The organism is Cnuella takakiae (assembly GCF_001953305.1).
Classification (GTDB): Bacteria; Bacteroidota; Bacteroidia; order Chitinophagales; family Chitinophagaceae; genus Flavisolibacter; species Flavisolibacter takakiae.
This window is the reverse complement of the sequence record NZ_MTFE01000010.1, coordinates 5,495,269-5,521,539: the sequence shown is the minus strand read 5'-3', so window position 1 is coordinate 5,521,539 and position 26,271 is coordinate 5,495,269. Positions and strand designations below refer to the sequence as shown.

The following is a 26,271-nucleotide window of genomic DNA, read 5'->3' as shown; positions in this document are numbered from 1 at the left end:
TTGTTTCCTGCTTCTGTGAGCAACTTTGGGCCAGTACAAGTGCCGGTAAAATCAATAAAAATATCTTTTGCATTCGTTTAAAATTTTTGAGGTTCAAGAATGAGCGTTTCTTTTTTGAAAAACCGGCTTTCACTGTCATCCGGGTCAAGCGATGCACTCTGAAGGGTAGCTTTTTTACGTACCATTACAAAAAGGTGCGGCATCACTAGCAATGTCGTAAGAGTTGACATCAACAATCCACCTATGACTGATTGCCCTAGCGGTGCGACCTGTTCGCCACCTTCACCAAAGCCTATGGCCATCGGTACCATGCCGGCAATCATGGCCAGCGTGGTCATGATGATGGGCCGCAGACGGGACGAAGCGGATAGTATGGCCGATACGCCGGTATCAAGTTTATATTTAAAGCGGCTCCGCTCTGCATGATCAGCCAGGAGAAATGCATTGGAGACTGATACGCCGACGGACATGATAATACCCATGTAGGATTGCAGGTTGAGCGTACTGCCAAAAGCCAGTAACACCAACAAGCTGCCGGCAATTACTGCCGGAATTACCGATAAAATCATAGCCGATAAAGCAAATGATTGGTAATAGGCCGCCAATAGCAGGAAGATCACTACAATGGCGATGACCAGTCCTGTCTTCAGCCCGTCCAGCGTATCGGCCAAAAGGGTTAGCTGCCCCTGCGTAGAAACAAGCACCCCTTTAGGCCGTTCGCCTGCGCCTTCAATGGCTTTTTTCACGGCCTCAGCCGCAGCACCCAAATCTTTTTGATGGATATTGGCAGCGACGGTTACGTATCGGTTCGCCCCCTGCCGGTTAACCTGCCCTGGTTCCATGCCTGCCGATATGCTGGATACATCATCCAAAATAGGGCGTGCCTGGCCGGCCTTTAGCGGAAGCATCTTTATGTCGTTAATGGTTTGCATGCTGGCTTCCGGAACCTGCAATTGCACCTGGAAAATCAATCCTGATTTCGGGTCCCGCCACAACGTCTTATTGACAAAACGAGTAGAGGAAGTTGCCATTGTCATGACCTGCGTAACGTCTTGCATGGTTAGCCCGAACTGCGCTGCCCTTTCACGATCAACTTCTATTTGAAGGCTGGGATAATGTACCGCTTCCTCCATGCGCACATCACGTAAAAAATGCACCTGCTTCAAATTGGCCTCAATCTTTTTTGCATATACCGCTGCCTGCGCCAGTTGACCGGCAGCCACCCGTATTTGTACTGGTGTATTGGTCCCGCTGCTCATGATCTTTTCTACCAGTTCAATCGGCTCAAACGACAGCTGTAATTCGGGAAGCTTTTCCGCTACGCTTTTACGGATACCTTCTTTTATGGCATCAATTGAATTAGGTAAACCATTCTTATCCAGGGAAATTTGAAGCACTGCTTCCTGCGAGCCGCTGGTAAAAAGAAAAATCGGGTTGATGGCCGTGCCGGAAGGTTGGGTGCCCACAAAGGCCGATGTAATGGTTACTGCCTCCGCGCCGGCTTCAGCAGAAACAATATCCATGACACTGTGCAGGTATTCTTCGGTTTTTTCTATCCGTGTACCGGCAGGTGCTGTTATCCGCACTTGCAAATCAGTGGTTCCACTCGGCGGCATAATGTCGGTGCCGATGGACATAAAGCCAACAGCAACCAAAGCACCTACAACAATGGCGTAAGTGGCAACGACCGTCTTTCGGTTGCGTTGAAAACTCCGGGTGAGCACCAAATAACGCCGCTTAAATTTCTCAAAACGGGTCAGTTTCATCTTCCCGTTCTTATCTACATGATGCTTGTGCTTTTTTATCTTCATAAGCCAATTGGCCATGACCGGTACAAACGTTTGTGAGAAAACAAACGAAGCAATCATTGAAAAGCCCACCGCAAGTGAGAGCGGCAAAAACATGTCTTTTGGAATGCCGGTCATAATGAACGAGGGAAGCAATACCGCAAGGATGCACAATAAAATAAGCAATTTGGGGATCGATATTTCTAACAAGGCATCCACAATGGCCCGGGATTTGTACTTGCCTTTTTCAAAGTGCTGGTGAATGTTTTCTATCGTTACAGTAGCTTCATCTACCAGGATGCCAATAGCCAGTGCCAGACCGCTCAGGGTCATCATATTGATGGTTTGGCCAAATGCAGACAACAAAAGCACCGCTGTTAAAATAGAGATGGGAATGGTAAGCACAACGATAAGTGCTCCGCGGTTGTCGCCCAGGAACAATAACACCATAAGGCCTGTAAGAATTGCTCCCAGGATACCTTCGTGAATTAAATTTTCAATGGAACGTTCGATATAAACCGATTGGTCAAAAACATAATCAATGTTGACATCGTCCGGCAGGCTCTCTTTTAACATGGGTAAAGAAGACTTTAGACTCTCTACCACTTTGAGCGTGGAAGCATCAGCTTTCTTAATGACAGGCAAATAAACCGACCGTTTCCCGTTGATCACGGCATACCCGGTGGTTACGTCGGCTCCATCCTCTACGGTGGCAATGTCCCTGATAAAAACTGTAGCCGCGCCTTCCGTTCGTACTGGCAGATTCAGAAATTCTTCGGGTCCTTTCGCCATAGAGTTTACGGGGCTCATGTAATTCTTATCACCAATGCGAATATTGCCCGCAGGCGAGGGCAGGTTATTTTTTGCAATAGCGGTCATCACCTGCTCTTCCGACAAGCCATAAGATTGCATCAAGCCAGGGTTTACTTTTACGACAATCGAGCGGACATTGCCACCAAAAGGTGCGGGAGCTGTAATGCCGGGTATGGATACAAATTGTGGGCGGATGCGGGTCATCACCAGGTTTTGAACTTCGCCAATGGAACGTTTGTCGCTTTCAAACACCAGTTGGCCAATCGGTAGGGAACTGCCGTCAAACCTAACAACCTGCGGTGGAACGGCTCCGGGCGGTAAAAATCCCATGGCCCGCGAAACTTGTGTTGATACTTCGGCAGCGGCTTGTGCCATGTCGGTACCCGCGTAGAAGCTAAGTTTCATGAGCGTAAAGCCTTGAATACTTTTAAACTCGATGTCTTTCACGCCGCTGACAAAGACCAATACTTTTTGAAACTCATTGGCCATAAAACCATCCATATAAGACGGCGTTAAACCACCATATGGCATGGCAATATAGATAGCAGGGGATTCGATTTTAGGAAAGATATCAACGTTGATTTTTTTGACAACCAGAAAAGAGAAATAGCCTATGGCCAACACCATCACCATAACGGCAATTGGCTTCCTTAGTGCTAATCGAATAATGTTCATCTGGGTTAAGGTTTAATAGCGGTTAATAAAAGGGATGGATCTCCAAAGGCTTCACTTTGCTCGATAAGACTATTCCAGAAAGTGAAAACCGAGCGGACGTAATTGATTTCTGCATCCTGCAGGCTTTTTTGCAGTTGCAGCAGCTCAACCAAACTAATTAACCCACTTTCGTAACGGACGGTGTATAGATCGTAAGCCTGCTGTGACGCCTGCAGTGAGAGACGGGCATTTTGCACTTTGAGTTTTTGCTCTTTCCAGCTTTCCAAAGCAGCGGCGTATGCGGCTTGCAGCTGGCGATCCGCCGCTTCATATTCCGATTTAGCAGCTTCCGCCTGGTGAACGACGGCTTTGCGCTTCTGCCGGTTATTGTAGAGGGAAGAAAGCTTCCAGGTAACACCTACACCCACTAAATAGCTACCGTTGTTGTTTGTCCAGGGTGCGGTGATGCTTTTATTGATATCGCCGTTCACCTCAATGCCTGAGCCTCTGATTCCTGTGCCGGCTAGAAGCCCAATAGAAGGGTATGGCTCCTTTTTAACAGCCGCTAACTCTGCGTTGTATTGTTGGATGGCCGCATCCAGGTAAACCAAATAAGGATGGGTGGATTTAGGTGCCCCCTCTAAATAAGTGCTTTCGGTAAAGCGTTGGTAAAGCGTCGTGTCAAACCCGAAGTTAAAAGCTGCTTCTCCTGTAAGTGCGGAGAGTTGTTCGCGAAGAGAGGCAAGAATCGCCTGTTGGTTTGCTATTCGGGATATAGCATCCAGATACGCCGCCTTTACCAGCAGGGTATCTGCACCCGGACGCAGCCCGGCATCGGCTTGCGCTCTTTCCAGGTCCAGCAAGTCCGATAAGCGTTTGGCATCAGCGGTAAAATGCGTCAAAAGAGTGCTGCTTTCAAGCACCCCAAAATAATAGCGTGTGCTGAGGGACTGCAAACGAAAGGCCTCTTGCGAAACGGCAGCCTGGCTCAGTTTTATACGGCTGTCAGCAACGGCAATCTTTTTCTGTTGTCTGCCAAACTGCATAAAATCCCATTGAAGCAAGGCGGAGACATACATGTTTGAGCCATAAAGGGCTTCGTTGGACTGCTTGGTTCCGCTGGTATTGTAAATGCCCGGAAGCGGAAAGAACGAGCCAGGAACGGAAGCATAGCTGCCATACGTTTGCTGTGCCTGAACCTGTACTTCGGGCATGCTTTGCTGTTGGATCAAATTTTTCAACGCTTGCTGCCTGCGAACCAGTTCTTCTTTTGAAGTAACGGAGGGATAAAGCAATACTTTTTGCCAAACTTCTTCTAAGGTGTAAATTTTCTTTTGGGCGAATACAGAGGTTGCCATTGGCAACAATGTTGCCAGCAGCCAGATTTTTAATTTCATTTTCTTTCCGTATAGATGAACAATTGCCATATCAGCGAAATGCTGACAGCAGGATGACTCGAAAAAAAGGAAAGAAATATTATATCAGCAGGCGGCGATGCTGCAAAAAGAGGGGAAGTTGAGTAAGCGGTGTAGTTGAAAATGAGAATGTCGAATTGTAGATTCCGCTTAGAAAATAGTAAATGGAAAAGCCGCTCTGGCCATCAGTAGTAACGTTGTCTGATGAAGGTAAATTTTGCTTATGGGTAACCCTGGCTCCTGTTACAGACTCCTGCTTTTGAGTAGCATAGCAAAATGTTCCGCTTTCAAATTGAAACGCTACAATATGACGAGTCTTTGTATGCTGGCCCTTATTCGCCGCAACCGGAATAGATACGTGCTCGTGCAGTAGCCGCTTCATCGGGCAGGAAAAAAATAGCAACAAAACAGCCAACGCAACTAAACCTGCAGCACCAACTCTGCCAGATAAGTTGCGTTGATTTAAGTTTCTGTTTTGCATGTGAGCGAAGTTAATAATCAGTTGCAGAGGTAAGTATGTATTCCCTATAAAAGGTTGTTAAGAGCTGAAAATTATCATTGTACATTGTTCGTAGTTTATCTCATTATGCTTATTCTATCTTTTGGCGATAAAAAATATGCAGTGGAATGTATAATCACTAAGTGTGTCCCCATTGCGCACAATCATTACACATTTAAATGTTTGCAATAGTAGGCCTTGTGGTAGAGGTAATGCTATCACCTGGTTATTGAAAGCATGTAGCAGAAAATAAATTGCCGCCATGTTTGATTTTATTCGCAAGCATGAATTTTTGTATTACTACAAGGTCAATGCGGCAATCGTTCCCGAAAGTAACCATACACCCAGGTGCCAGCAATAGCACTCAACAACACCACAACAATCACCAGGAAACCGGCGCCAATTTGTGCAAACAACGGCCCGGGACAAGCTCCGGTCATGGCCCAGCCGAGCCCAAAAATTACACCGCCAATAATCTGCCCCTTATTAAATTTTTTAGGATGAAACTCTATAGACTCACTGTGAATCGTTTTTACCTTGAATTTTTTAATCAGCCATACTGAAATCATTCCTATAACGATTGCAGTTCCAATCACACCATACATGTGAAAGCTTTGCAGACGGAACATTTCCTGAATACGGAACCAGGAGATGATTTCTGCTTTGGTAAAGGCAATGCCAAAGAAAATACCTACCACCGCATACTTAAGGTTATGATACCATCTGTGTTTCAGATGCGATTCATTAACACACATGGTGTCCATTGAACGGACTTCAAAGTCAGTTTGTGGCAATGTTTCTATTGCTATTGTTGAATTTCGTTTATTATTCACTTCTAATTAGGTTGAATTGTTGATAATTATTTTATAATCTAAGGATAGAAGGTAAGATCAGGTTAGCCATTATAAAGCCGCCGACCATAAAAGACGCAGTTGCAATCACAGACGGCACTTGCAGGTCGCTGATGCCCATAATTGCATGTCCGCTTGTACATCCTCCGGCGTACCTTGCTCCAAAACCAACCAGAAACCCGCCAACCACTAACATGATAAATCCACGAAGTGTAAACAGACTTTCGATACTAAATAATTCACGAGGCAAAAGCTTTGAGTGGTCTTCTATGCCATAACCTTTTAATTCAGCCAATAAGGCTGGTGCTACCTGTACCGGCTCTGGGTTCGACAAAAACTGGGTGGCAAAAAAGGCACCGATGATGACACCGCCAACAAAGAAAAAATTCCAGATTTCCTTTTTCCAATCATATTTAAAAAACTTGATGTTTGCCGGCAGGCAGGCGGCACAGGCATGCCGCAGGTTAGCAGAAATGCCAAAATGTTTGTTTCCCAAAATTAGTAGTGCAGGCACTGTCAGACCAATGAGTGTGCCAGCCACATACCAGGTCCACGGTTGTCTCAAAAACTCCAACATAAATATATTTTTTACAAAAATGAACGATTATAATTAAGGCACTTGTGACAAAAATCACGATACACCAGCTGATTATGTGAAATTATAATCAACACCGGTAACCTGCGTCAGCAGTGTTTGTGGCGCATCCAAAATAATGGCGTTTCCTTTCGGTAAAGGAGATACCGGGGAATTTACTTTTAAGTAATCTTTTAATACTTGGTGCAAGGTGTAAGGAGTGTTAGCGGCATCTTTCACGTTAGGCATCCTGCAAAGCATATCCGGCGCATCGCCTTCCCGTTCACAGGCACAAACCGAATAAAGTTTATCTGCTACAAGTGGAGTACCATTTATGGAAACTTTCCTTACCCTTTTACCCATATCTTCAAATGCTTTAAACTCCACTTTCATGCCTTTGAACTTTACTACCCAACCACCGAGCCGTTTAGATGCATCTTTTGCAAACACATTGTTTAATTCTTTTTCCAGCCATTCGGTTAATTGCGCCCCTGTAACTTTTACTGTTCGTACCTGCGAATCAACCGGCAGCATGTCATACAAGTATCCTTCGGTGATAGGAATGTTGCCTGTTGCATCCTTTTTCTTTCGGGGTGGGCAAAACCGAAAGCCATTTGACAAAACAATGTCAGGTTTAATTTTCCATTTTAGGGCATCGATAATCAGTGTGTCTATCGTATTTTCCACAACAAAGTATCTATAAAGCGGTACTGCACTGTACCCAATCACTTTATTGATTTCTGCTGCATAGGGACCTTCATTCGCCTTGATGACCGACGCCACTTGGGTATCAGCTTTGTTGTTGGTGGCGTCTACCTCAATAAGCGCATACCGGTCGTCAACTATCTTTCCGTTTTCTACAACTAAATCCAATCTGCCAACAAATGTTCCGAAGGCACCTGGTTCCACAACTTTTGCATATTTGCATTGAATAGGCTTGCGCACTCTTTCATGGGTATCTCCACCAAAAATATAATCTACACCTTCACAGACTTTATCATTTGCCAATGCAATCTGTTGTGATAATCCAAGATGAGAAAGCAAAATGACAAAATCACACTGTTCTTGGTCTCGCAGCACTTTTACGTAATGTTCCAGGTTTTCTTCCGGTTTGGTATAAATAATTCCTTTGCTGTATGCAGGCGATTGCCGGATAGGCACTAAAGGGTCAGTGTATCCAACAAATCCAATTTTAATACCGCCGGCACTCCAGGTGTAGTAGGGTGGAAAAATAAGTTCTCCTTTTTTACCGTCACCTAAGTCGTGATACATGTTAGCGCAAATCTTGGGCGCATCCAACCCGCCTAATAATTTTTGCATGGCTTCTTTGTAGTAAACTACTTCCCAATTGCCGGGCAGGTAAAGATTGTAGCCCATCGCATTTAAAATAGGTTGCAATGCTTTGCCGGTTGTTTCCACGCTCAACTGGCTGCCTTGAAACATATCTCCGGTATCAATGATAAAAGTATCGGGATTTTTAGCCCGTATATTTTTAAAAAGATTGGCCAAATGGGCGTAGCCTCCGGCAGTCCTGAAAACAGCTTTTTCGTTCTCCCAGAAAAGTTCATCATGCGGGTGAAGCTGGCAGTGTACATCTGTTGTTTGCAGGATCGTTACGATGTGTTGCTTATGGGTCAACTCTTTACTACCTTCTGATTCATTCAGCAGGTTATGTTGATTATTGGCAAGGGATGCCAGTGGATTTAGGCTCAGGCCGAACCCCGCAAGCGTAGTGTACCGTAAAAAGTTTCTCCGGGAATTAGTGTCATTCATTTTCGCTACTATTTATTTGGCAATGTTTTTATTTGCAGCTTTTGCTTTACGGGCTCCTTGTATGGGTTTAAATGGACCATACTTGTGTTGTGCCTCGCTGAACCCGTCGACATAAGGGCCAAAAGGCTCATCCACTGATTTTTGTGAAATATCAACCCAATCTTTACTTTGGTCTTTATGGGGACGGAGTTGCGAGTTGACAAAGGCAGCAACATCCCAGGCTTCTTCATCCGTTAATTTAGGCGACCGATGTGTGGCCTGGTTGAACGGCATGTTGCTCTTTACAAATGATGAAAATTTAGTAATGCGGTACAGGCCTGCACCGTCATTATAGCTTTGATCTCCCCAAAGGGGTGGATAGATGAATGTAATGCCATCCGGGTTTGGCACGCCTTCACCATTTTGCCCATGGCAACTTTGACAAGAATTGGTATAAATAATCTTGCCTTTTTGCGGGTCGGCAGCTCGGTCCATGAAAGCCAGCGTGGCTAAGCCGGCACTATGTGGTTTTTTGCCTTTAGATACATCCTGGCCCAGCCATTTGAGGTAGGTGTAAATTGACTGCATTTCATATGAGGCAGTGTCCAATGGCTTTCCATTCAAGCTTCTTTCAAAGCAGTCGTTCACCCGCTTGTATATGTTCTCTATCGTGCCGCTTCGGGCTCTAAACTTCGGGTAGGTTGAATAAACAGCACTATAATTATTGCCCCATGGCCTGGTGCCTGCATCTAAATGACAGTTTTGGCAATTCATGCCATTGGTTATCTGTGAAACCGAACCGTGAGGGCCTAGATATTTTGCCGTATTTGTTATAAGTTCTTGTCCATAAATTACCATCTCTCGTTGCTTACCTTGTGTAAGTTGATCAGAAAATAAGCTGGGTGCCACCCAGGTACTATCGGGAGTTTCAGGCTTTACCACTATTTGCTTTTCAGAGCTCTTATTGTTAATAAGCTCAACGGCTATAACGATTCCTATTATCAGGAAAAGTATAACCAAAAACATATTTGAACGTAAGGCCTCTTTCATTTTGAACGAATTATGTTCAAGTTGAAAAACTTTCCGTTGCGATTTCGTGACTTATGTCACAGCCTATTCTTTTTAACTAAAAAAGCGGTGCTTGCACCGCTTAAAAAAGGAAATAAAAGAAGTTTATTGCAAGTGCTGAAGTAGAGTTTCTTTTGAAACAATTCCGCTTTGCCGCCATATTTCTTGGCCCTCTTTATAAATGATAAATGTTGGGAAAGCATCGGCCTTTAGTTGACTAGCCAGGCCTTCCTGAGCACCGCCATCAATGTTCACCAGTTCAAAAGTATCCTTACTGTTCCGAACCAAATCAGCAATTACAGGCGCCATTTTTTTGCATGGCGGGCACCATACTGCACCAATGTCAACCAAAACGGTTTTGTCTTTCGGTATGAGGGCTAAATATTCTTCCATGATCATCGGTTTTGTAGTGGGGGTTCCTTCCACCGGCATTTGAGCAGCTTTCCAGGCCATTATTCCGCCTTCCATATTATACACTTCTTTAAAGCCTAGCTGACGCAACTTCTCCGCTGCGGCACTGCTTCTGCCTCCGCTTAAGCAATAGGTGTAAACAGGCCTGTTTTGATCAAGCGATTTTATCCTTTCTTCAAACACTTTTGGTTGTGTCCAGTCGGCCAAAAAAGCATTTTTCAAATGCCCGCTATTATACTCTGCCTGTGTGCGCACATCTAATATTTGTATATCCTGTTTTGAAATTCCCTCTTTAAATTGAATTACGGAAATGTCCATTTTTTGTGCATTGGAAGCGCAGGACGCCACTGTCAGTAAAATCAGTAAAAGGGGAATTGAATTTATTGTCATCATACTCTTGATTGATTGCTTCGTCTGGACAAGTGTTCATGCCTAACAGGGTATAAAGGAGACAAAATCCCACGAAGCTGGTTAAAATGAAAATTCCGGCAAGCACCAACAGTACAACGGCAACCGTACCAATAATAACGTCCGTATCAAAGAATAGCCCCTGTTACAGCTAAAGAAGTTCGGAACATACGGTCGGCGGAGCCCATGTTTATCACATAATCATTCTTTTGAGATAACAACAATAAATCAAACAGTGCCGATGCATAAAATGCAGGCAAGGGTTAATTTTAACCACATTGACCATTGCTTCATGGCGAAAATTACGTGAGAGTAGGCATTATAGCCGTGACATAAGTCACGGCTATAATGCCTACGCCTGTTCGGAGATATTTTATAGCTTTCAGTTTATGGAAAACAAGGAATTCAAGAAAACCAATGCCACCGATCATCTTGCCAATGAACGTACCTTCCTTGCCTGGATACGAACAGCTATTGCTATTATGGCTTTTGGCTTTGTGGTGGTAAAATTCTCATTGTTTGTAAAGCAGTTATCTCTTGTAGTCACGGATAAGAACATTGTAGTGCCAAGCAAAGGTTATTCTGGTCTAATCGGTATTTTTCTGGTGGCCTTAGGCGCTGTGATGTCATTGCTCGCCTATCTGAGATTTAAAAGCATAGAACGACAATTGAATAGCAATTCCTATCGCTCTTCATCCGGACTCATTTTTTTACTTACCTTGCTAACGTTGGTTGGAAGTATATTTCTGGTCTTTTACTTATTGCCGAATGCGTGAAATATGTAAGGAAAATTTATGCTTTTTGTAAAATATTAAAATGACGATGCCAGTCGCCACAACCAATATGGAAGTAATTTACAATTGCGCCGGTTGTATGAAGCCCCAATTATACCCGTAATTCACCTTTATCTTCCCAATAGAAAATCGTTCAACCCCATTTAAAATAAGGTAAACACCAAAAAGATGCAAGGGATAGTTGAAACGTTGTCTCACAACCCAAAAAAAGAATTGCAGCGTACAAATTACTAGTGCAATTCATGTACCCTTTCGGATGATGGTATAACCTTTGAAGTAATTAAAAAAAATTATGCAAACCATTGATCTTACCAGAAAGGTAACACCCAAAAAAGTAAATCAAAAAATTGATGCGGAAATAGAGCAAAGTTTACAACACTTTCAACAACAGAGCCCGGAAGCCATTGAAGAACGAATAGCAGAGCTCGATACAGAATGGGATGTTTCAAGAATGTTGGGCTTAAACGCAGCTGTTCTTTCTTTATCGGGTGTTATTCTAGCAGCCACCGTACATAAAAAGTGGTTATGGCTACCAGGCGTAGTTACATCGTTTCTCATTCAACATTCCATACAGGGTTGGTGTCCACCTATTGCTTTATTCCGTCAGTTGGGCGTTAGGTCCAGGCAAGAAATAGACCGTGAGAAATATGCCTTAAGAGATATTTTACGAGGTAGGGGAGCTGATACGCTAGGATACAAATAAGGGTTAAAGCAAAATATATTTCCATTTTAACGTTTGAATAGACCATTGATTTAACTGCCACGTTTGGTAATCCCGAACATTGCCGGATTTACAATTGCGGTGAGGTTACAATGGCATCCATATTTTCCATTTACCTCAAACTTTCCCATATGGATGTAATAGCGATACGTAATGAGCTGCGAAAGTGAACATCGGACGATCTTGAATGAAGAAGAAAAATTATTGGGTTTTCAGTGTTGGGTTCAATCGATTTTGGTGTGCTTTCCCTGTTTCAGATCGGTATTATTAAAAGACTGCCAGATTTACCACTACTTTTTGTGGGGCTAATGATTTTCCTTCATAAAAAGATGCTTTCCGCTTTGGCGCTCCGAATGGCCTACTGGCTGTAGTGGTTTATGGTACAACCATGAACCTAGCCGCCGCAGGCGGAAGTCATGCTTCCGGCAGAAGTCCCGTATTTGATTCGCTTTCAAAAGGTTCTGCTGACTTTAGTGCCGAGATGGGGCTTATCACTTATACGCCATAATGGCAAATAAAAAGTTCTGCATTTATTGTTTTTAAAGGTGCCGTGATAAATTTTGCTTCTGCGGCATTGATGTTTCCAAGCTTTTGGCCAAGGGAAGAAAGGTCTAAATAATGCCTAATAGCTATTGTAAAGGCACTCACCTGCAAGCAAAAGATACCCGTAGCGGCTTATTGGGTGTCTCGAATAACAAAACGTTTGGAGGAAAATGCTATAGAAAGACCGGACATGGTATGCACGAAAAGACTTGGAAAAACAGTTTTATTGAAACCGATTTTCCAGGGGTAGCATCTTTGAACAAAGCCGGCAGCAACAGTGAGTTTATCGCTATATAGAATAATAAACCATATATAAAACCTAAAAGAAGGTGGTGAATGCGATGATGAAAATACTTCAACAATAGCAGCAGAGGCATGGCGATGATCCAGCTTAGTACAAAATGTTCCAGCACAAATAGCGCAAAACGGATGCCTTTTGAAAAATGCGGGAAAGCCATTTGAATGATTTTTTGTCCATATTCATTAATGCGGAGGCCCAGCTTGCTGAACAACACGCCAAAAGGAATCATTGCAATGGCGGCAAATGTGCCAGAGCGGAGGGCTTCACGCCACAGCCCTGTTCTTTTAAAAATCGAGGTTTTCGCACCTTTCATAATGGTTCATAGTGTAAGATTAATCACCAATCTGTTCTATCCTTTTTACCTTCTTCACTAACTGAATAACAATAAGCTGCTATAGGCCTACAGGGGCAACAGAAATAAAACCATTTTACCCGAAGGTGTACAGGAGGCCATTAAGAAAGCAGCCCGGTGCTGAGCTGCTTTCCTAATCTAAGCTGCCATGCTTCTGCATTCAGCAGCCTAGGCTTTACAGGCTTCTGCACATTCCCTGCAGTGCTCCATATGCGTGTGCTTTGCACATTCTGCTCCGCACGCTTCACAAATATCTGCACAAATGCGGCAGATCTCGGCTGCCTTACTGCTTCCTAAGCTCATGAGTTAGGCGGCGGCATAACAGAGTGCGGAACATTCCATGTCGAGCTGAATGCATCGCTCCATCATCTTCATCTCTTCTTCCTGGGTGTAGGATGACGCACAATGATTACAAATGGCGGCACATTTTAAACATGCTTCAATGCACGACTGATACTGATGATAACCATTCACATCGACTGTTTTAATGGTTAAAAATAAATAGGATGCAATGTTTGCAATTTGTAAGCGCTTTTAGCTGTATGATTATGTATTTATCTTGAGTTATCGAATAAGGTACATCAAACCGTAACAAAAGCGGTTGTATTAATGATCTCGTCTGTAAGCAAGTTTTCAACTAAAAAACGCTGCATGGCATCCACGGCTTTGATGTCTAAGTCCTTTCTGTTTGTTCCTACATTCTCTGGAACTCCCTGTTTGGTAACAAAAGCGACGGTATAGCTGCGTTCTTTATCCACCGGCTGTTTATCAATAAACAACTGCTGTATGCGTTGTCCTTTTGGATTTTCCAGCTTAATGTATGCTGTTACTCCAAAGCATCTTTTCAAATAACCACCCATCTGATGAAAGGCATCACAGGCAAAAGTGCGTTCGATATTTTCCTCAAGCATGCCTTTAATTTCCTTCCCGCTAAGTTCTGTTGTGGAAACGGGTGGATTTATGGGTATGATGTTGTATAAATCATTCAGAGTTATGGTACCAGCCGGCACTGGACTTCCATAGCGCCATCCGTTGGAAAACGCAATCTTTGTATCAGCCGCATGGGCAATGGATGCCAACAACAAATTATCCATTTTTCCATTCAAGGTATTGTAACGATGAAGGTTCTGGGAAGTAACTCCTAAGTCTTCGTCTTTTAAATGGTTAAATGCTTCAATCGCTTTTGCAATTTGTTTATCCAATGCTTCATCCTTTTCAACGGTTTCATCCATTGGTACTAACCTATAGGAATATTCCAAAACTTTTTTGCCGGCAATATTCAGTTCCAGGTGACCAACAAAAGAACCGTGACAGCCACATTGAATAATCGGCGTGTTGTTAATTACCGCAGGCTGATGCAACCGGTTATGGGTATGTGCACTAAGGCACACATCTATGCCTTCAATTTTACTTATTAAGGCACAGTCCTGCGGAAAACCGTTATGAGATAACAGCATAACAATGTCTGCACCCTTTTCTCTCACTTCCTTTATATATTGCGGCAATTCTTCTTTACCATCGGTAATTATTAGCTCTTCGCTGAAACGGCTGGGAATCGTATTATTGATGATATTGCTGCAAATGCCAATAACGCCAATCGTCACACCTCCGGCTTGTTTCATCAAAAAAGGCGGCAGCAGCAATTGACCGTCCTTTTTATAAACGTTGATACCTAAAACCGGGTAGTTTAAGCCTGCGGCTAGGTGTTCTAACTGCTCGCTGCCATACGCAAAATCCCAATGCCCAACCATAGCCGCAATACCTATTTCATTTAGTATTGGTACAATGATCTCGCCCTTTGTTTGCACTACTGGATAAGTGCCATGGAAGGTGTCGCCGCCATCAAAGACAAGTGTATTAGGGTTTTCGTTTCTTATCGACTTTATAAACGATAATATCCGGCTGTAGCCGCCTGCGGTCTTTATCACTTCAGCAGGACCTTGAAAAAAGATTTCCGGATGCTCCTGCAAGTAGCCGTGCACGTCGTTAAAGTAGACTATGGATAATTTCATTGAAATATGGCTATTCCCAACCCCAATTAACAAATACCTGATGCGCCTCTGGTGATTGCAAGTATTTTATAAATTGAAGCGACAAGTCTTTTTGATTTGTGATGGTCGTTACAGCAATAGGTGTGCCCCGGTAAACCGTCTGCGCAGGAGGCAGTCTTATTAAGGTAGTAACATTTTTCAACCGGTTGTGCCAGGAGGCAAAAGTGATCCAGGCATCGTAGCTTTTATCTCTCTTCCAGGCTTCAATTCCCAAAGCTGTATTTTCAAATGAGCCTCCTATATTTTTTTGAATTCCTCCAATAAGATTTTGTCTTCCGGCAAGATCTTCCCACATGCCCAGCTGTCCGGCTCCATTGACATCGAGGATTTTTATACCTGGCTTTCCCAGGTCTTTTAAGGAGCGAATTCTCTTCGGATTGCCGGGCCTTACCAAAATGCCGGCGGCTCGTTTGTATAATTCGTCTCGGGTGGTGCTGTCGATTATGCCGGGATGTTGCAGTGCAAATTGAGTAAGCATGTATTCGGCACCGCCGAAAACAATGTCTGCTTTTTGTTTGGCTTCTTCTATCCATTTGGCTTCAGGACCGGCTGTTACTTTCACCGGAATGGAAAACCGCTGTGAAAAGAGCCTGGCGCATTCTTCTACCGGCGCCTGGGGGCCTCCGGGGCCATACACAAACAATGTATCCTGGCTATGGGCCTTGAAATATATACAGGTGAACAGGAGAAAATAAGAAACCGGCTTCATTGTTGTCGTTCTTAATACGTTTAAGAATACGAGGCGCGCTAAATAATCTTACATCCGCTCCATCACCGCTTGCAACTTGTCGCTTACTTCTTTTGCCAGCGACTGCAGGTGATTGTTATCAATGGCACCAATGGAATTCAGGGGGTTGATGGCAGCAATTTCTACTTCGCCGTTTTCCCTTTCCTGCACCAGCACATTGCAGGGTAGCATGACGCCAATGTTTGGCTCTACCTGAACTGCCTTGTATGCCAGTGCCGGATTGCAGGCACCAAGAATTTTGTAATGGTGAAAATCAACACCAAGCTTTTCTTTGAACTTCTCCCTTAGGTCAATTTCTGTGATCACTCCAAAGCCTTCCTTTTTCAATTCTTCGGTAACTGCTTTTACAGCATCGTTAAAGTTGTGATTTGTTGTTTTACTGAATGTAAATGACATAGCTGCTTGTTTTTTAATGATTTTTATTAAAAGGCTTTAACAGCCTCTCCCAGGTCAAACACAATTGCTTTGCCATTTAGAGTTGACTGAAGCAGTGAACTGGCGGCTGCACTGCGATAGCCTCCGGCACAATGCACCACAAGGGGTTTGTCGGTGGGTATCTCGCCTACTCTTTCTCTCACCTCTGCTAATGGAATGGACAGGCTGTTTGAAAAAGGCTTTCCTTCCTTTACCTCGGAAGGATTGCGAACGTCAATGATGGTATAATTTTCCTGCTGTGCTTTGAAGGTGTTGAGGTTAAATTCCGCTGCATGCTGCTGACCATAGTTGATAACAAAAGCTGCTTCAATCTGCTCCTCGTAGCCAATGGCTGCCGTACGAGCAATAAGGTTTTTCAGTTGCGTTTCCGATTCGCCGCCCAGGTAAAACTTTTCACCGGGCTTGATGATGCTTCCCAGCCAGGTTTCAAACTTTCCTTCCTCCATAAGGTTGATGGAGTGGGGAAGGTGTCCTTTTTTGTATGTGTCTGCTTTTCTTGCATCAATCATCCACAGTGCTGGATTTAACCTTTGTGCACTTTCTTCATTGCTGATTTCACCTGCTATATTGACCTTCTTGATAGATTGATTAAAAGCAGGTGCTCCTTTCCGGTTCAACTCCACATCATATGGAAAATAAAGGGGCACAAACGGTTGGTCGGTCAGCAGGTTCGTCACAAATTCTTCTTCCGTTGCTTCCTGCAAAGACCAGTTTGTCTTTCGTTCTGCGGCAATAGTACTGCTATGGGCCTTGCTCAACGACTTGCCACAAAGCGTGCCTGCTCCATGTGCCGGGTAAACTTTCGTTTCGCCTGGCAGTGTGGCCAACTTCTCTCTTAAAGAGTAATACATCTGCTTTGCCAAATCATGCCGGGTGGCTTTGATATTGCCAGCTCCTTCCCGCAAATCCGGCCGGCCACAGTCGCCAATGAATAAGGTGTCTCCGGTGAAGATAGCTTCAATTTTGTCTTCATGTTCCAGTTTCACGCTAATACTGTCTGGTGAATGGCCTGGTGTATTGATAGCAGAAAGCCTGATTTTTCCTATCGCTATCTGATCACCCTCATCAAAGGTTTGATGCGGATATTGTGCATGCACCAATTTGCTCACGTAAATAATGGCTCCGGTGACTTCGGCAATCTCTAAATGGCTGCTGACAAAATCAGCATGCGGATGAGTTTCAATGACAGCTACAATTTGCGCACCGTGCTGTTTTGCATAATCGTAGTAAGGTTGAGGGTTACGGGCAGGGTCTATTAGAACCACTTTTTTTTCAGACTCACTTAAAACAGCGTAGCTAAAGTGCGAAAGGTTCTTGTCTTCCCATTGTTTTATATCCATATTCAATCATTTTTTTAAAATTATAAGGCATAAACTACTTACTTCGTGACACTTGTCACGCCGCTAAAAGCCCGCTTTTAAATAACTCCAACCCTGTTCCTGCTTTTGTATAATCTCTCCAATGCCCATCGGCACAAAGCCCACATTGGGAAGGATTTGTTCTTCAGTAATATTCTTTTGCTTCATGGTATTGCGGCAAACAACAAATTTTACACCTTTTGCCATCATAGCCTGTAAAGCCTGCTGCTGGGTGCTTTTCCCTTTTGTTACAAGGTCAATACCAGGACCATGAACCACCACTTCCACCATAACGCTATCACCCCATCCTTCCTTCAAATGTTTTAAATTATTCATCAGCCCTCTGTGTTCCGAAGTATCGGCAGAGCTTAACTGCATCACCACCTTGTGATTATTTTGTACCTGAGTACTTTGCACTGGTGTCTTTTTAGCTTGTTGTGCCGCTGCCGGTATAGTAAGAGAAAGACCGGTAACTAACAAGGTCACCACTAGGATTACTTTCATTTTTTAATTTTTATAATGTTTCTCAATTAACACCTTTTGTCTTTTAAACAGCCCAAACAGCACTGAACCCATCACAGCAAAATAAATGGTGCTACGAAAAGCATTAGATGTAATGGCACAGGTGCCGGTAAGGCAGCCAATGTATTTCCAGTACAATAAACCTGCTGCTGCTCCAACCAGAGCGCCAATTGCGTAAAGCTTATTTTGTTGCATCCACCTCTTCATAAAAAACCTTTGTTCTAGATTGTTGATCTCCTAAGCGACGGTTATCAGGAAGAGCACAACCTGAAGTGCCGCAGCAGCCAATGTTTGCAAGCGCCATAAATGCTACCAGGCCTCCGGCAAAAGCAAAAATGGTTTCGCCGTCCATGATGCCTTTTACCACCACGGCAATGCCCAGAATCAACCGGATGAACCGGAAAAAATTCCAATTTGTTAAGATTGCCTTCATTTGTATTTGTTTTTAAAGCTGAGCCAAGACCCGCCATTATAGGCCTCCACATCAGCGTTCTTTAAAATGCCTCTGGCAATGGCACTGCGTGTACCGCTGGCACAAACGGTTATTATCGGTTTGCCTCTTTTTTTTATGACAGGCAGTTGAGATGTTATGGTGTCCAGCGGAACATTGAGAGAGCCATCAATATGCCCCGCTTCGTATTCTTTCTTTGTTCGTACATCTACAATTAGAGCGCCTTTTGACAGCGCCTCTTTCAGGTTGGCCCTTGAGCCAAACAGTCTTTTAATCAGCGACAGCATCACGATTCATTTTTTGCAGCATTTCATCCAATCCGCCGCCGTTATAAACTTCTGTTATCCCATTTTGTTTTAAAATAGATACCGCCATTGCACTTCGGTTGCCACTGCGACAATACACTTCTATTGGTGTTTGCATTTGTTGAAATTCAGGTATGCGTTGCGGCACCTTGTCAAGTGGAACATTGATGGCGCTGGCTACGTGGCCACTATTAAATTCTTCAGGTGTTCGCACATCGATAATCGTTTTCTGGTTGTTTTTCATATTTTTTTGTTTGGTATCAGGAATTATTATGGCCAAAATCACTTCATCATTACATGATGTTTAAGGGCTGATTGAGCTTTTCTGCTCTATTCAAATCTCGGAAGTATTGTTAACCAGTAACGTGACTTTGGTCACGGGAACTGTATTAAGTGTAATGCTTGCTAGAGATATCAAAACCTGTAATTCATAATTATATTACCGTTGAAAACATTCACTTTGTTAACTATGTTTTTTGGTGGTAAGGGATCGTTGCCCAGCTTGTCTTTAAAAGTTACCAATAAAGCAATGTCAAATCCTTGCAAGAAGTTTTTAAAGGCATAGTCACCCATAATTCTTATATGGCGGTAAGAAGGTAATCCGTATTTATTTAAAGCATAATTGGTAACATCCGGTGAATAATATTGTCCATATCCCGCTTCCAGCTTTAAGCGATCTTCCAAAAAATTGTACTTTAATTTTGCTGCAATAGCGTGTACATCACCAAGCCCTTCGTTTCTTTCTCTGGATAAGTAGGTGAAAAATGGCTCTTGTCCCCACTCCCTAGGCATAAGAAATTTTCCATCCGAAGTTATGCGGGTATAGTTGAGTGAGCCTTCCCAGTTCTTTTTAGCTAGGCCTGCCCTTGCTCCTAAAATATTCGACCTGTTGTTTTTGTCAAAATACGTTTTATGCGGGTCGGCATTTCCACCATTATTCAATGGGTCTTGCCTGATATATTGCAGGGATGCAAAGTACCGGAGCTGTCCAGTCTCTTTTTCAAAGTCAAATTGAATCTGCGCCGTATTGAAGATGTTTTGTACATATTGCTCCCACAAAGAGATATTTATCCCACTACGAATTTTATAATGCGCACCCAATAAGCCAATGCCTTTTGAAACTAAGTTGTCGTGGTAGTCGGCAGCATCTCCATTCTTGTTAACGCCTTGTGTGTACACGCCAATGGATTGGGCAACAGAATACCATTTTACGGTACTTCTGGGCGAAATATTATAAAGCCAGCCAGCGTCCCATTGCAGGTTTTTGCGCACTTTTCCATTTATCATGAGTCCCTCAACTTCTGTTGGCCTCATTCTGCTGTCCTGCGGATTGATAAAAGGCGTATTGATAATTTGCTTGCCAAAAACAATATTTAGATCCTTATGATTGTATGCCAGATATAATTCCTCCAACCGGTCAATATCCGTTTTGTTAGTTGGGTCTTCTATATCAAACAGCGCTATTTCATACCTGTTTGTGGCTCCACTAATAGAATCACGCGCTCCCAGATTTGAAGAGCCTATATTGAAAATGTAGAATCCTCCAATACCCAGTTTAAAACCATGAAAGGGTGCAGTTTCATATTTTAAACCACCTCCAATTGCATTGGCATGATAATCTGGAAGGTTGCCTTCATTATTAGTTACCATAAAGAAATTACGAAAGTGACCAGACACTTTTCCTCTTTTGAATGCCGATTGAAAGGAAGTTGTATCGGTTACTTTATTACTTGGCACCTCTTCGTGCTGTGCATAGGTATGTAGCGCCGGTAAAATCATTACCAGCAACCATTGCCATTTCATTTTGCAATAATTTAAATTGTTTGAAGTCAATTAGAAAAGCCTTGCCATTTATTGCCGATGGGATGTGGCAGGGCAAGGCTTTTACGATTAGTCTTTCGGTCTTGTGATTTCTGAGAATCCTTATTTAAGTGTGCTGGGGCATACATAATCCGAAACAGGGATTGAACCTGCATCTTTAATAGCCTTGAACCCGCCTTTGATATCAACAAGATTATCAAAACCCCTTGCCTTCAGGATAGAATTAAAGATCATGGAGCGATATCCACCAGCACAGTGAACAAAATATGAATGATCTTTATCCAGTTGCGCCAGGTGATCATTGATGTTGTCCAGCGGCAAGTTTAGAGCACCATCAACGTGTTCACTAATGTATTCTCCAGGCTTGCGCACATCAAGCACTTTAATCTTTTCTTCTTTTAGTTTTTGCGCCAGTTCTGTAGCATCAATGGAGTTGATTTGGTCTACTTCTTTACCGGCCTCTTTCCAGACATTGAAGCCGCCTTTCAGGTAACCAATGGTGTAATCGTAGCCAACTCTTGCAAGCCGGGTAATCACTTCTTCCTCTCTGCCTTCATCAGTTACCAAAAGAATCTGTTGTTTGATATCCGGAATCAAAGCGCCAACCCAAGGAGCAAAGCTGCCATCAATGCCAATATTGATTGAGTTCGGGATGAATCCTTTAGCAAATGTTTGCGGATCTCGTGTATCTAATATAACGGCTCCTGTTTCATTTGCGGCTGCTTCAAATGCATCGGGCGACAATGCCTGGTTTCCACGCTGCATGACTTCTGTGATGCTCTCATATCCTTGCTTATTCAACATAACGTTGAGCGGGAAATAGGCAGGTGGCGTAGCCAGCCCGTCGGTGACTTCCTTGATAAACTCTTCCCTGGTCATGTTTGCTCTTAAAGCATAGTTCGTTTTCTTTTGATTACCCAACGTATCAGAAGTTTCTTTACTCATGTTCTTTCCACAAGCACTTCCCGCACCGTGGGCAGGGTAGACAATGATATCATCAGCGAGTGTCATTACTTTGTTGCGCAAGGAATCGAATAGTGTTCCAGCTAAGTCTTCCTGTGTCATGCTTGCTGCTTTCTGGGCTAGGTCGGGTCTTCCCACATCGCCAATAAACAAGGTGTCTCCGGAAAACAGGGCGACATTTTTGCCACTCTCATCTTTCAGCAGGTAACAGGTGCTTTCCATTGTATGCCCAGGTGTGTGCAGCACTTTAAAAGTTACTTTCCCTACCTTGAATTCCTGGCCATCTTCTGCTATGATTGCATCGAATGTAGGATTCGCATTGGGACCGTAAACAATGGGTGCTCCCGCTTGTTTTGAAAGGTCAACGTGCCCTGAAACAAAATCAGCGTGAAAGTGTGTTTCAAAAACGTATTTGATTTTAGCGCCGGCCTTTTCTGCTTTTTGCAGGTAAGGTTCTACTTCACGCAGTGGGTCAATAACGACTGCTTCACCTTCGCTTTCGATGTAATATGCACCTTGTGCTAAACATCCTGTGTAAATCTGCTCTATTTTCATTTTATGGAGTTTACTTTATATTGTAAAATTGACTTTAGATTTTGTACTTTTTCGTGACTGAAATCACGAGGGTATGGTCTAGATTAATGTCCTCCGGTGCCTGGAAATAGCATTTCTTTTATAATGATGTAAATACCCATCACGAGCACAAACCAGCCAAATCCTTTTTTCAGTTTTTGTCCTGGCACTTTCTTACTTAAACCATTACCAATGAATATACCTGCAATGGCAAGCGCTGTTACGATCAGTAATAAATGCCAGTCCATTTTGTAGTTTGATAAATCTCCTGTAAAGCCAATAATGGACTTGGCTGCAATAATCAACAGTGAGGTGCCCACAGCTTGCTTCATGGGCAGTTTACTCAACAATACCAAAGCTGGTATAATCAGAAACCCTCCACCTGCTCCGACAAGCCCTGTTAATGTGCCGACAATGGCGCCCTCAAGAAAGATCAATGGGTAATTAAATTTTTGCTCTGCTGGCTCTGGGTTCTCATCCTTTACGCTTTTTTCTCTGATCATAGAGATGGAAGCGGCAACCATCAATACCGCAAAAATGAGCATCATTAATATGTTCTTGGTGATAACAAAGCTTCCAATGGTAAATACTTCTGATGGAATAAGCGGAACAATAAACTTACGTGTAGCAAACACCGCTGCAATAGAGGGGATACCAAATATAAGCGCCGTTTTTAGGTTGACTAAACCTTGCTTATATTTTGGTACTGCGCCTACTAAGCTTGTTGTACCAACGATCATTAATGAATACGAAGTAGCCAGTACCGGTTCAACATTGAACAGGTAAACCAAAGCCGGTACAGTTAAGATTGAACCTCCGCCTCCGATAAGACCAAGTGATACCCCTATGATTAAAGAGGCTACATATCCTGCGATTTCCATGCTATTATTATTTGCATGCAAATCTGGTTGATCCTCTTTTTTTATTTCGTGATATAGGTCACGAAAGCAATTTTTCTAAATTAATGACTTCAATGTGAGAACGATGTAGCTTTACAATACCCCTGTCAGACAGTTTCTTCATGAGGCGGGAGATGACTTCACGAGAAGAGTTCAGCTCGTGTGCAATTTCAGTAAAAGAAATAGGTATAATGTTACTGTTCAACTTTTCTTGATGACGTTTTAAGTAAAACAACAGGCGTTCGTCCATGTTACGAAAAGCTATATGGTCAATGGTTTGCAAAAGTTCATCGAAGCGTTCCCGGTAAGAACTAACTGCAAATTGCGCCCAGCTCTTGTATTTGCCCATCCATTCATCTACATAATGTACGGGAATACTTAAAACAGTTGCAGGTGTCACAGCTTTTGCCATGAGTCCGCTCGTTTCCTGCCCTAATGCACAAACCAGAGAAATAGCACAGGCCTTACCCGAATTTATGTAATACATAAAGAATTCATTACCCTGATCATCTTCCCGGTAGATTTTAACCAGCCCATCTAGAACTAATAGGGCCGAACGGATATTCTGCCCTGTACGCATTAGGACATCACCTTCCTGCACCGTTTTTACATCCGCTACTTTTAATAACTCATCAATCAAGCCCTTTTCCAAGGAAGGAAAATGTAGAGAAAGCTCTTTTTCTGTCATATTACAAAGATATTCAGGCTATCGGTCAATAGCGTGACTAAAGTCTCGTTCACCCCTTCAGCGAGTAGCTATTTTTGCCTAAAACCATGACAACTATAATATTAAATCGGAAAATTGGTGATTTTGGCTTTGAAATACAGGACTAGCTCAACCATTTTATTCAAACCGATAGTAGCGCTAGCAATGGAGGTAATGACTAAGGCTTTCGTCCTGTGCAACTATTATTAGCAGCTCTCGGCAGTTGCAGTGCAATTGATATTATTTCGATTATAAAAAGCAAAGGCAGAAAATCGATCAATTCAAAATTGAGGTGAGGGGCGAACGGGAAAAAGATGTTATTCCCTCACTCCGGAAATCTTGCGGTGCATATCTATGCAAAGTTGTAGGCAACAACCCAGTAGGGAGCGTTAAGGAGACCTGCACTGAACATGATCAAAAGCGCTTTAAAAGAGGTGATATATTGCACCAAATGAAACTCATTAAAGCTACCAGCTGCAATACCGGCATTGCCTTGAGCACCAGCTGGAAAATCGGTGGTTATACGAGCAGTTGGAGTTACGTAAAATTCGAATGGTAGAATATAATATCCTGCTGGCATCGCTCAACAATCCTGCCTTTCTAAACAAGGCATTGCAGTTGGGGCGAATTACTGTTAAACAGTACTTCCAAGATAAGAGCTTTTACTTTTATTCTTATAACAGATACCTGGAGCAGAAGTGGGGGTATCAAAGAACGCTCGCTGGGCTATATAAGTTTTTTAAAGTTAAAAGATTTGACGAATACATGGGTTAATCTAATGCTGTGTTTGTGTAGGTGCATACGGTAACCATAATGGTCAGTTTTAATTTTAAATCATTTTGAATTTATATAATTAATAAAGTGGATTTATTATGTTAAACAGGAATTCTTTTCCTTTCTAGATTTATGTGCCTATAACTTTTCTTATGATAAATAGAATAACTAAAATAATTTTATAACTGATCTACAATATTTCAATTCTATTTGAAACGTTGTGCTGAATGATACTAAGGTTCTTTTTAATCTTGATTTATACCATATCAAAAATTGTATTTCGCGTTACTATAGCAAATTTTTATTTTAAAAACTTTTTATAAAGATGGTATTATAGAAATTGATTTTTAGATGATAAAAATTAAACTAACAATTAGCAGTATTGTCTAAACCAAAAATTACTGCTTGTTTCAAAAGCACATCTTGCAAACGCTTTTCGTTTTCATTTACACATTGCTTTAGTTTAGTTATGGCTGGATGGTAGTTTTGCATACTTTGGTAAAACTATATTTTACTCTCATTTTTACTGGAATGAATCGCTATACAAGCTATTCAATAAACGCCACAACATTTCACTTTCTCATCCTTTAGGGGCTTACCAATTCTTTGATCTCTTTTTTGATCCGGTGAAAAGTTTTCGTTATGCGTTCAGTATCGACATTGCCAAATTGCCGGTCATGCCATTGCTCCTTTTGGAGCATGCCTGCTTCTGCCGGGGCCCGCAGTTTGTTGTGAAACATCTTTAGTTCCATAGGGCAATCCGGGTTGTCGGCTACCATACCCACAAAAGAGCCTGAGGAGAGTGCTGATATTTTGGAGAGGGGAATTGCATACTCCAGTTGCCTGGAGCGGCTTATTGAGGTGTCTGTGCGGTTAACAGACAGGCTTTCCCGTTCCTGCATGATCTTGCCAAAGCGTTCAGATAGTTGTTTAGCTGTTTCACCCATTACCTGCCCGCTGATGATGTTGCCAGTTATATTCATGATTACTTCTGCCTGATCGCGGCCATAGTCTTTTTTGAGCTGGCTGAAGTCCTGCATGCATAGGGTAGTAGCTACCTTGTTGCTGCGGGCTGTTGCAATAAGCGAATCAATATGGTTCAGGAACAGGGTGGGGAATTCATCAAACACCAAGCTGCATTTGTGTCCCCCTCTTTTGTTTACCTGCCGTACCATCCTGGAAAGGTACAGGGAGAGCACTCCCCCATAAACCTGCTGTTTCTCGGGGTTGTTGCCCATGCAAACAATTTTGGGCGCTTTAGGATTGTTGATGTCCAGCGTGAAATCATCGCCGGAAAGCACCCAATACAGTTGAGGCGAAGCCAGCCTTGCCATGCCAATCTTTGCGGAAGCCACTTGGCCTTCCAGTTGCTCCATCGCATCGTTCTGGTAAGCTGATATAAACGGGTTGATCAGCACTTCAATTTCCGGTTCGCCGCTAAGCATGGGAAAGAGTTGTTCGTAGGGCAACTGCATCAGCTCTATTACATGCGGCAGGGTACAATACCGTCCTTCTTCGTATTTGCGTAAAAACCAGATCACCGCAGTTAAGAAGTTGATGGGCGATTCAACAAAGAAGTCGCCCTGCTTATTGATCCACTCCCGGTTTAGTCCCAGCAAGATAGCCCTTGCCGATTCTGCCGCATCGGTGATGTCGTGCATGGTTCCGGGGTTCAGGGGATTGCACCGATGGGTGCGGGATAGGTCGTCGAAGTTGATGACG

At 43.1% G+C, this 26,271-nt stretch carries 27 protein-coding genes; 3 read left to right on the top strand and 24 right to left on the bottom strand.

Translation table 11 applies throughout. The features are described 5' to 3' along the window. Positions 1-77: 77 nt before the first annotated feature. From BUE76_RS23565 to BUE76_RS25535, 9 genes are all read right to left on the bottom strand, one after another. A complete protein-coding gene (locus BUE76_RS23565) occupies positions 78-3,275 on the bottom strand; it encodes an efflux RND transporter permease subunit (RefSeq protein WP_073039036.1) in 3,198 nt (1,065 codons plus the stop codon). Between the two features lie 5 nt (positions 3,276-3,280). Continuing rightward, complete coding sequence (locus BUE76_RS23560) at positions 3,281-4,681, bottom strand: TolC family protein (protein ID WP_083596272.1); 1,401 nt, start codon at positions 4,679-4,681, stop codon at positions 3,281-3,283. A 49-nt stretch (positions 4,682-4,730) separates the two neighbouring features. Then, complete coding sequence (locus BUE76_RS24360; protein ID WP_143157151.1) at positions 4,731-5,150, bottom strand: hypothetical protein; 420 nt, start codon at positions 5,148-5,150, stop codon at positions 4,731-4,733. Between the two features lie 326 nt (positions 5,151-5,476). Further along, positions 5,477-6,001 (bottom strand): DUF6691 family protein, encoded by a 525-nt coding sequence (locus BUE76_RS23555; RefSeq protein WP_245798241.1) that lies wholly within the window; start codon positions 5,999-6,001, stop codon positions 5,477-5,479. A 31-nt stretch (positions 6,002-6,032) separates the two neighbouring features. Then, on the bottom strand, positions 6,033-6,596 hold the full coding sequence (locus BUE76_RS23550; RefSeq protein ID WP_073039031.1) for a YeeE/YedE family protein: 564 nt from the start codon (positions 6,594-6,596) through the stop codon (positions 6,033-6,035). A gap of 72 nt (positions 6,597-6,668) precedes the next feature. Then, positions 6,669-8,366: a bifunctional metallophosphatase/5'-nucleotidase gene (locus tag BUE76_RS23545; RefSeq protein WP_073039029.1), complete on the bottom strand. Its 1,698-nt coding sequence runs from the start codon at positions 8,364-8,366 to the stop codon at positions 6,669-6,671. Between the two features lie 12 nt (positions 8,367-8,378). Further along, positions 8,379-9,395: a c-type cytochrome gene (locus BUE76_RS23540; RefSeq protein ID WP_073039027.1), complete on the bottom strand. Its 1,017-nt coding sequence runs from the start codon at positions 9,393-9,395 to the stop codon at positions 8,379-8,381. A gap of 123 nt (positions 9,396-9,518) precedes the next feature. Further along, positions 9,519-10,214 (bottom strand): rhodanese-like domain-containing protein, encoded by a 696-nt coding sequence (locus BUE76_RS23535; protein ID WP_394333558.1) that lies wholly within the window; start codon positions 10,212-10,214, stop codon positions 9,519-9,521. Next, positions 10,117-10,320: a YgaP family membrane protein gene (locus BUE76_RS25535; protein WP_394333557.1), complete on the bottom strand. Its 204-nt coding sequence runs from the start codon at positions 10,318-10,320 to the stop codon at positions 10,117-10,119. Before BUE76_RS25535 ends, BUE76_RS23535 begins: the two co-directional genes overlap by 98 nt. A 301-nt stretch (positions 10,321-10,621) precedes the next feature. Here BUE76_RS25535 and BUE76_RS23525 point away from each other — a divergent pair, with 301 nt between their 5' ends. Together BUE76_RS23525 and BUE76_RS23520 are read left to right on the top strand one after the other, a co-directional pair. Further along, entirely contained in the window at positions 10,622-11,008 is a 387-nt protein-coding gene (locus tag BUE76_RS23525; protein ID WP_073039020.1) for a YidH family protein, read from the top strand. 310 nt (positions 11,009-11,318) lie between these two features. Beyond that, positions 11,319-11,729 carry a hypothetical protein gene (locus BUE76_RS23520; protein ID WP_073039017.1) on the top strand — a complete coding sequence of 137 codons (411 nt, stop codon included), beginning with the start codon at positions 11,319-11,321 and terminating at the stop codon, positions 11,727-11,729. Positions 11,730-12,463: 734 nt separating this feature from the next. On the opposite strand, the gene BUE76_RS23515 is transcribed toward BUE76_RS23520, so the two are convergent. From BUE76_RS23515 to BUE76_RS23445, 14 genes are all read right to left on the bottom strand, one after another. Then, complete coding sequence (locus BUE76_RS23515) at positions 12,464-12,904, bottom strand: hypothetical protein (protein WP_073039015.1); 441 nt, start codon at positions 12,902-12,904, stop codon at positions 12,464-12,466. 620 nt (positions 12,905-13,524) lie between these two features. Then, positions 13,525-14,955 (bottom strand): bifunctional metallophosphatase/5'-nucleotidase, encoded by a 1,431-nt coding sequence (locus BUE76_RS23505; RefSeq protein WP_073039013.1) that lies wholly within the window; start codon positions 14,953-14,955, stop codon positions 13,525-13,527. A 10-nt stretch (positions 14,956-14,965) separates the two neighbouring features. Next, positions 14,966-15,703 carry a substrate-binding domain-containing protein gene (locus BUE76_RS23500; protein WP_073039011.1) on the bottom strand — a complete coding sequence of 246 codons (738 nt, stop codon included), beginning with the start codon at positions 15,701-15,703 and terminating at the stop codon, positions 14,966-14,968. 48 nt (positions 15,704-15,751) lie between these two features. Beyond that, positions 15,752-16,138 carry a DUF302 domain-containing protein gene (locus BUE76_RS23495; protein ID WP_073039009.1) on the bottom strand — a complete coding sequence of 129 codons (387 nt, stop codon included), beginning with the start codon at positions 16,136-16,138 and terminating at the stop codon, positions 15,752-15,754. A 26-nt stretch (positions 16,139-16,164) separates the two neighbouring features. After that, complete coding sequence (locus BUE76_RS23490) at positions 16,165-17,517, bottom strand: MBL fold metallo-hydrolase (RefSeq protein ID WP_073039008.1); 1,353 nt, start codon at positions 17,515-17,517, stop codon at positions 16,165-16,167. Between the two features lie 63 nt (positions 17,518-17,580). Further along, positions 17,581-18,039: a DsrE family protein gene (locus tag BUE76_RS23485; protein WP_083596270.1), complete on the bottom strand. Its 459-nt coding sequence runs from the start codon at positions 18,037-18,039 to the stop codon at positions 17,581-17,583. A 3-nt stretch (positions 18,040-18,042) separates the two neighbouring features. Beyond that, entirely contained in the window at positions 18,043-18,252 is a 210-nt protein-coding gene (locus tag BUE76_RS23480; RefSeq protein ID WP_245798239.1) for a DUF6132 family protein, read from the bottom strand. Next, positions 18,239-18,490 carry a hypothetical protein gene (locus BUE76_RS23475; RefSeq protein ID WP_073039003.1) on the bottom strand — a complete coding sequence of 84 codons (252 nt, stop codon included), beginning with the start codon at positions 18,488-18,490 and terminating at the stop codon, positions 18,239-18,241. The genes BUE76_RS23480 and BUE76_RS23475 overlap by 14 nt, the downstream gene beginning before the upstream one ends. Then, positions 18,487-18,795 carry a rhodanese-like domain-containing protein gene (locus BUE76_RS23470; protein ID WP_073039002.1) on the bottom strand — a complete coding sequence of 103 codons (309 nt, stop codon included), beginning with the start codon at positions 18,793-18,795 and terminating at the stop codon, positions 18,487-18,489. The genes BUE76_RS23475 and BUE76_RS23470 overlap by 4 nt, the downstream gene beginning before the upstream one ends. Beyond that, positions 18,779-19,057 (bottom strand): rhodanese-like domain-containing protein, encoded by a 279-nt coding sequence (locus BUE76_RS23465; RefSeq protein WP_073039000.1) that lies wholly within the window; start codon positions 19,055-19,057, stop codon positions 18,779-18,781. Before BUE76_RS23465 ends, BUE76_RS23470 begins: the two co-directional genes overlap by 17 nt. 170 nt (positions 19,058-19,227) lie before the next feature. Continuing rightward, positions 19,228-20,616 (bottom strand): OprD family outer membrane porin, encoded by a 1,389-nt coding sequence (locus BUE76_RS23460; protein ID WP_073038999.1) that lies wholly within the window; start codon positions 20,614-20,616, stop codon positions 19,228-19,230. A gap of 120 nt (positions 20,617-20,736) precedes the next feature. Continuing rightward, positions 20,737-22,152: an MBL fold metallo-hydrolase gene (locus BUE76_RS23455; RefSeq protein ID WP_073038998.1), complete on the bottom strand. Its 1,416-nt coding sequence runs from the start codon at positions 22,150-22,152 to the stop codon at positions 20,737-20,739. A gap of 83 nt (positions 22,153-22,235) precedes the next feature. After that, on the bottom strand, positions 22,236-23,051 hold the full coding sequence (locus BUE76_RS23450) for a sulfite exporter TauE/SafE family protein (protein ID WP_073038997.1): 816 nt from the start codon (positions 23,049-23,051) through the stop codon (positions 22,236-22,238). 58 nt (positions 23,052-23,109) lie between these two features. After that, the gene (locus BUE76_RS23445) at positions 23,110-23,757 is read right to left on the bottom strand and encodes a Crp/Fnr family transcriptional regulator (protein ID WP_073038995.1); all 648 of its coding nucleotides are present in this window, start codon (positions 23,755-23,757) and stop codon (positions 23,110-23,112) included. Between the two features lie 212 nt (positions 23,758-23,969). Here BUE76_RS23445 and BUE76_RS25530 point away from each other — a divergent pair, with 212 nt between their 5' ends. Beyond that, a complete protein-coding gene (locus BUE76_RS25530) occupies positions 23,970-24,071 on the top strand; it encodes a hypothetical protein (protein WP_216820730.1) in 102 nt (33 codons plus the stop codon). A gap of 1,065 nt (positions 24,072-25,136) precedes the next feature. Here the strand turns inward: BUE76_RS25530 and BUE76_RS24985 are convergent. Further along, positions 25,137-26,271 (bottom strand): type IV secretory system conjugative DNA transfer family protein (locus BUE76_RS24985; RefSeq protein WP_254049543.1); only part of this gene is annotated, 1,135 nt, incomplete at its 5' end.

Coding starts and splice junctions, on each gene's coding strand:
- BUE76_RS23460 (WP_073038999.1), bottom strand. CDS start 20,616: ATGAAATGGCAATGGTTGCTGGTAATGATTTTACCGGCGCTACATACC.
- BUE76_RS23445 (WP_073038995.1), bottom strand. CDS start 23,757: ATGACAGAAAAAGAGCTTTCTCTACATTTTCCTTCCTTGGAAAAGGGC.
- BUE76_RS23495 (WP_073039009.1), bottom strand. CDS start 16,138: ATGTCATTTACATTCAGTAAAACAACAAATCACAACTTTAACGATGCT.
- BUE76_RS23525 (WP_073039020.1), top strand. CDS start 10,622: ATGGAAAACAAGGAATTCAAGAAAACCAATGCCACCGATCATCTTGCC.
- BUE76_RS23550 (WP_073039031.1), bottom strand. CDS start 6,596: ATGTTGGAGTTTTTGAGACAACCGTGGACCTGGTATGTGGCTGGCACA.
- BUE76_RS23515 (WP_073039015.1), bottom strand. CDS start 12,904: ATGAAAGGTGCGAAAACCTCGATTTTTAAAAGAACAGGGCTGTGGCGT.
- BUE76_RS23560 (WP_083596272.1), bottom strand. CDS start 4,681: ATGGCAATTGTTCATCTATACGGAAAGAAAATGAAATTAAAAATCTGG.
- BUE76_RS23535 (WP_394333558.1), bottom strand. CDS start 10,214: ATGACAATAAATTCAATTCCCCTTTTACTGATTTTACTGACAGTGGCG.
- BUE76_RS23475 (WP_073039003.1), bottom strand. CDS start 18,490: ATGAAGGCAATCTTAACAAATTGGAATTTTTTCCGGTTCATCCGGTTG.
- BUE76_RS24360 (WP_143157151.1), bottom strand. CDS start 5,150: ATGCAAAACAGAAACTTAAATCAACGCAACTTATCTGGCAGAGTTGGT.
- BUE76_RS23470 (WP_073039002.1), bottom strand. CDS start 18,795: ATGCTGTCGCTGATTAAAAGACTGTTTGGCTCAAGGGCCAACCTGAAA.
- BUE76_RS23465 (WP_073039000.1), bottom strand. CDS start 19,057: ATGAAAAACAACCAGAAAACGATTATCGATGTGCGAACACCTGAAGAA.
- BUE76_RS23505 (WP_073039013.1), bottom strand. CDS start 14,955: ATGAAATTATCCATAGTCTACTTTAACGACGTGCACGGCTACTTGCAG.
- BUE76_RS23500 (WP_073039011.1), bottom strand. CDS start 15,703: ATGAAGCCGGTTTCTTATTTTCTCCTGTTCACCTGTATATATTTCAAG.
- BUE76_RS23565 (WP_073039036.1), bottom strand. CDS start 3,275: ATGAACATTATTCGATTAGCACTAAGGAAGCCAATTGCCGTTATGGTG.
- BUE76_RS23490 (WP_073039008.1), bottom strand. CDS start 17,517: ATGGATATAAAACAATGGGAAGACAAGAACCTTTCGCACTTTAGCTAC.
- BUE76_RS23455 (WP_073038998.1), bottom strand. CDS start 22,152: ATGAAAATAGAGCAGATTTACACAGGATGTTTAGCACAAGGTGCATAT.
- BUE76_RS23540 (WP_073039027.1), bottom strand. CDS start 9,395: ATGAAAGAGGCCTTACGTTCAAATATGTTTTTGGTTATACTTTTCCTG.
- BUE76_RS23480 (WP_245798239.1), bottom strand. CDS start 18,252: ATGCAACAAAATAAGCTTTACGCAATTGGCGCTCTGGTTGGAGCAGCA.
- BUE76_RS23450 (WP_073038997.1), bottom strand. CDS start 23,051: ATGGAAATCGCAGGATATGTAGCCTCTTTAATCATAGGGGTATCACTT.
- BUE76_RS23520 (WP_073039017.1), top strand. CDS start 11,319: ATGCAAACCATTGATCTTACCAGAAAGGTAACACCCAAAAAAGTAAAT.
- BUE76_RS23545 (WP_073039029.1), bottom strand. CDS start 8,366: ATGAATGACACTAATTCCCGGAGAAACTTTTTACGGTACACTACGCTT.
- BUE76_RS23485 (WP_083596270.1), bottom strand. CDS start 18,039: ATGAAAGTAATCCTAGTGGTGACCTTGTTAGTTACCGGTCTTTCTCTT.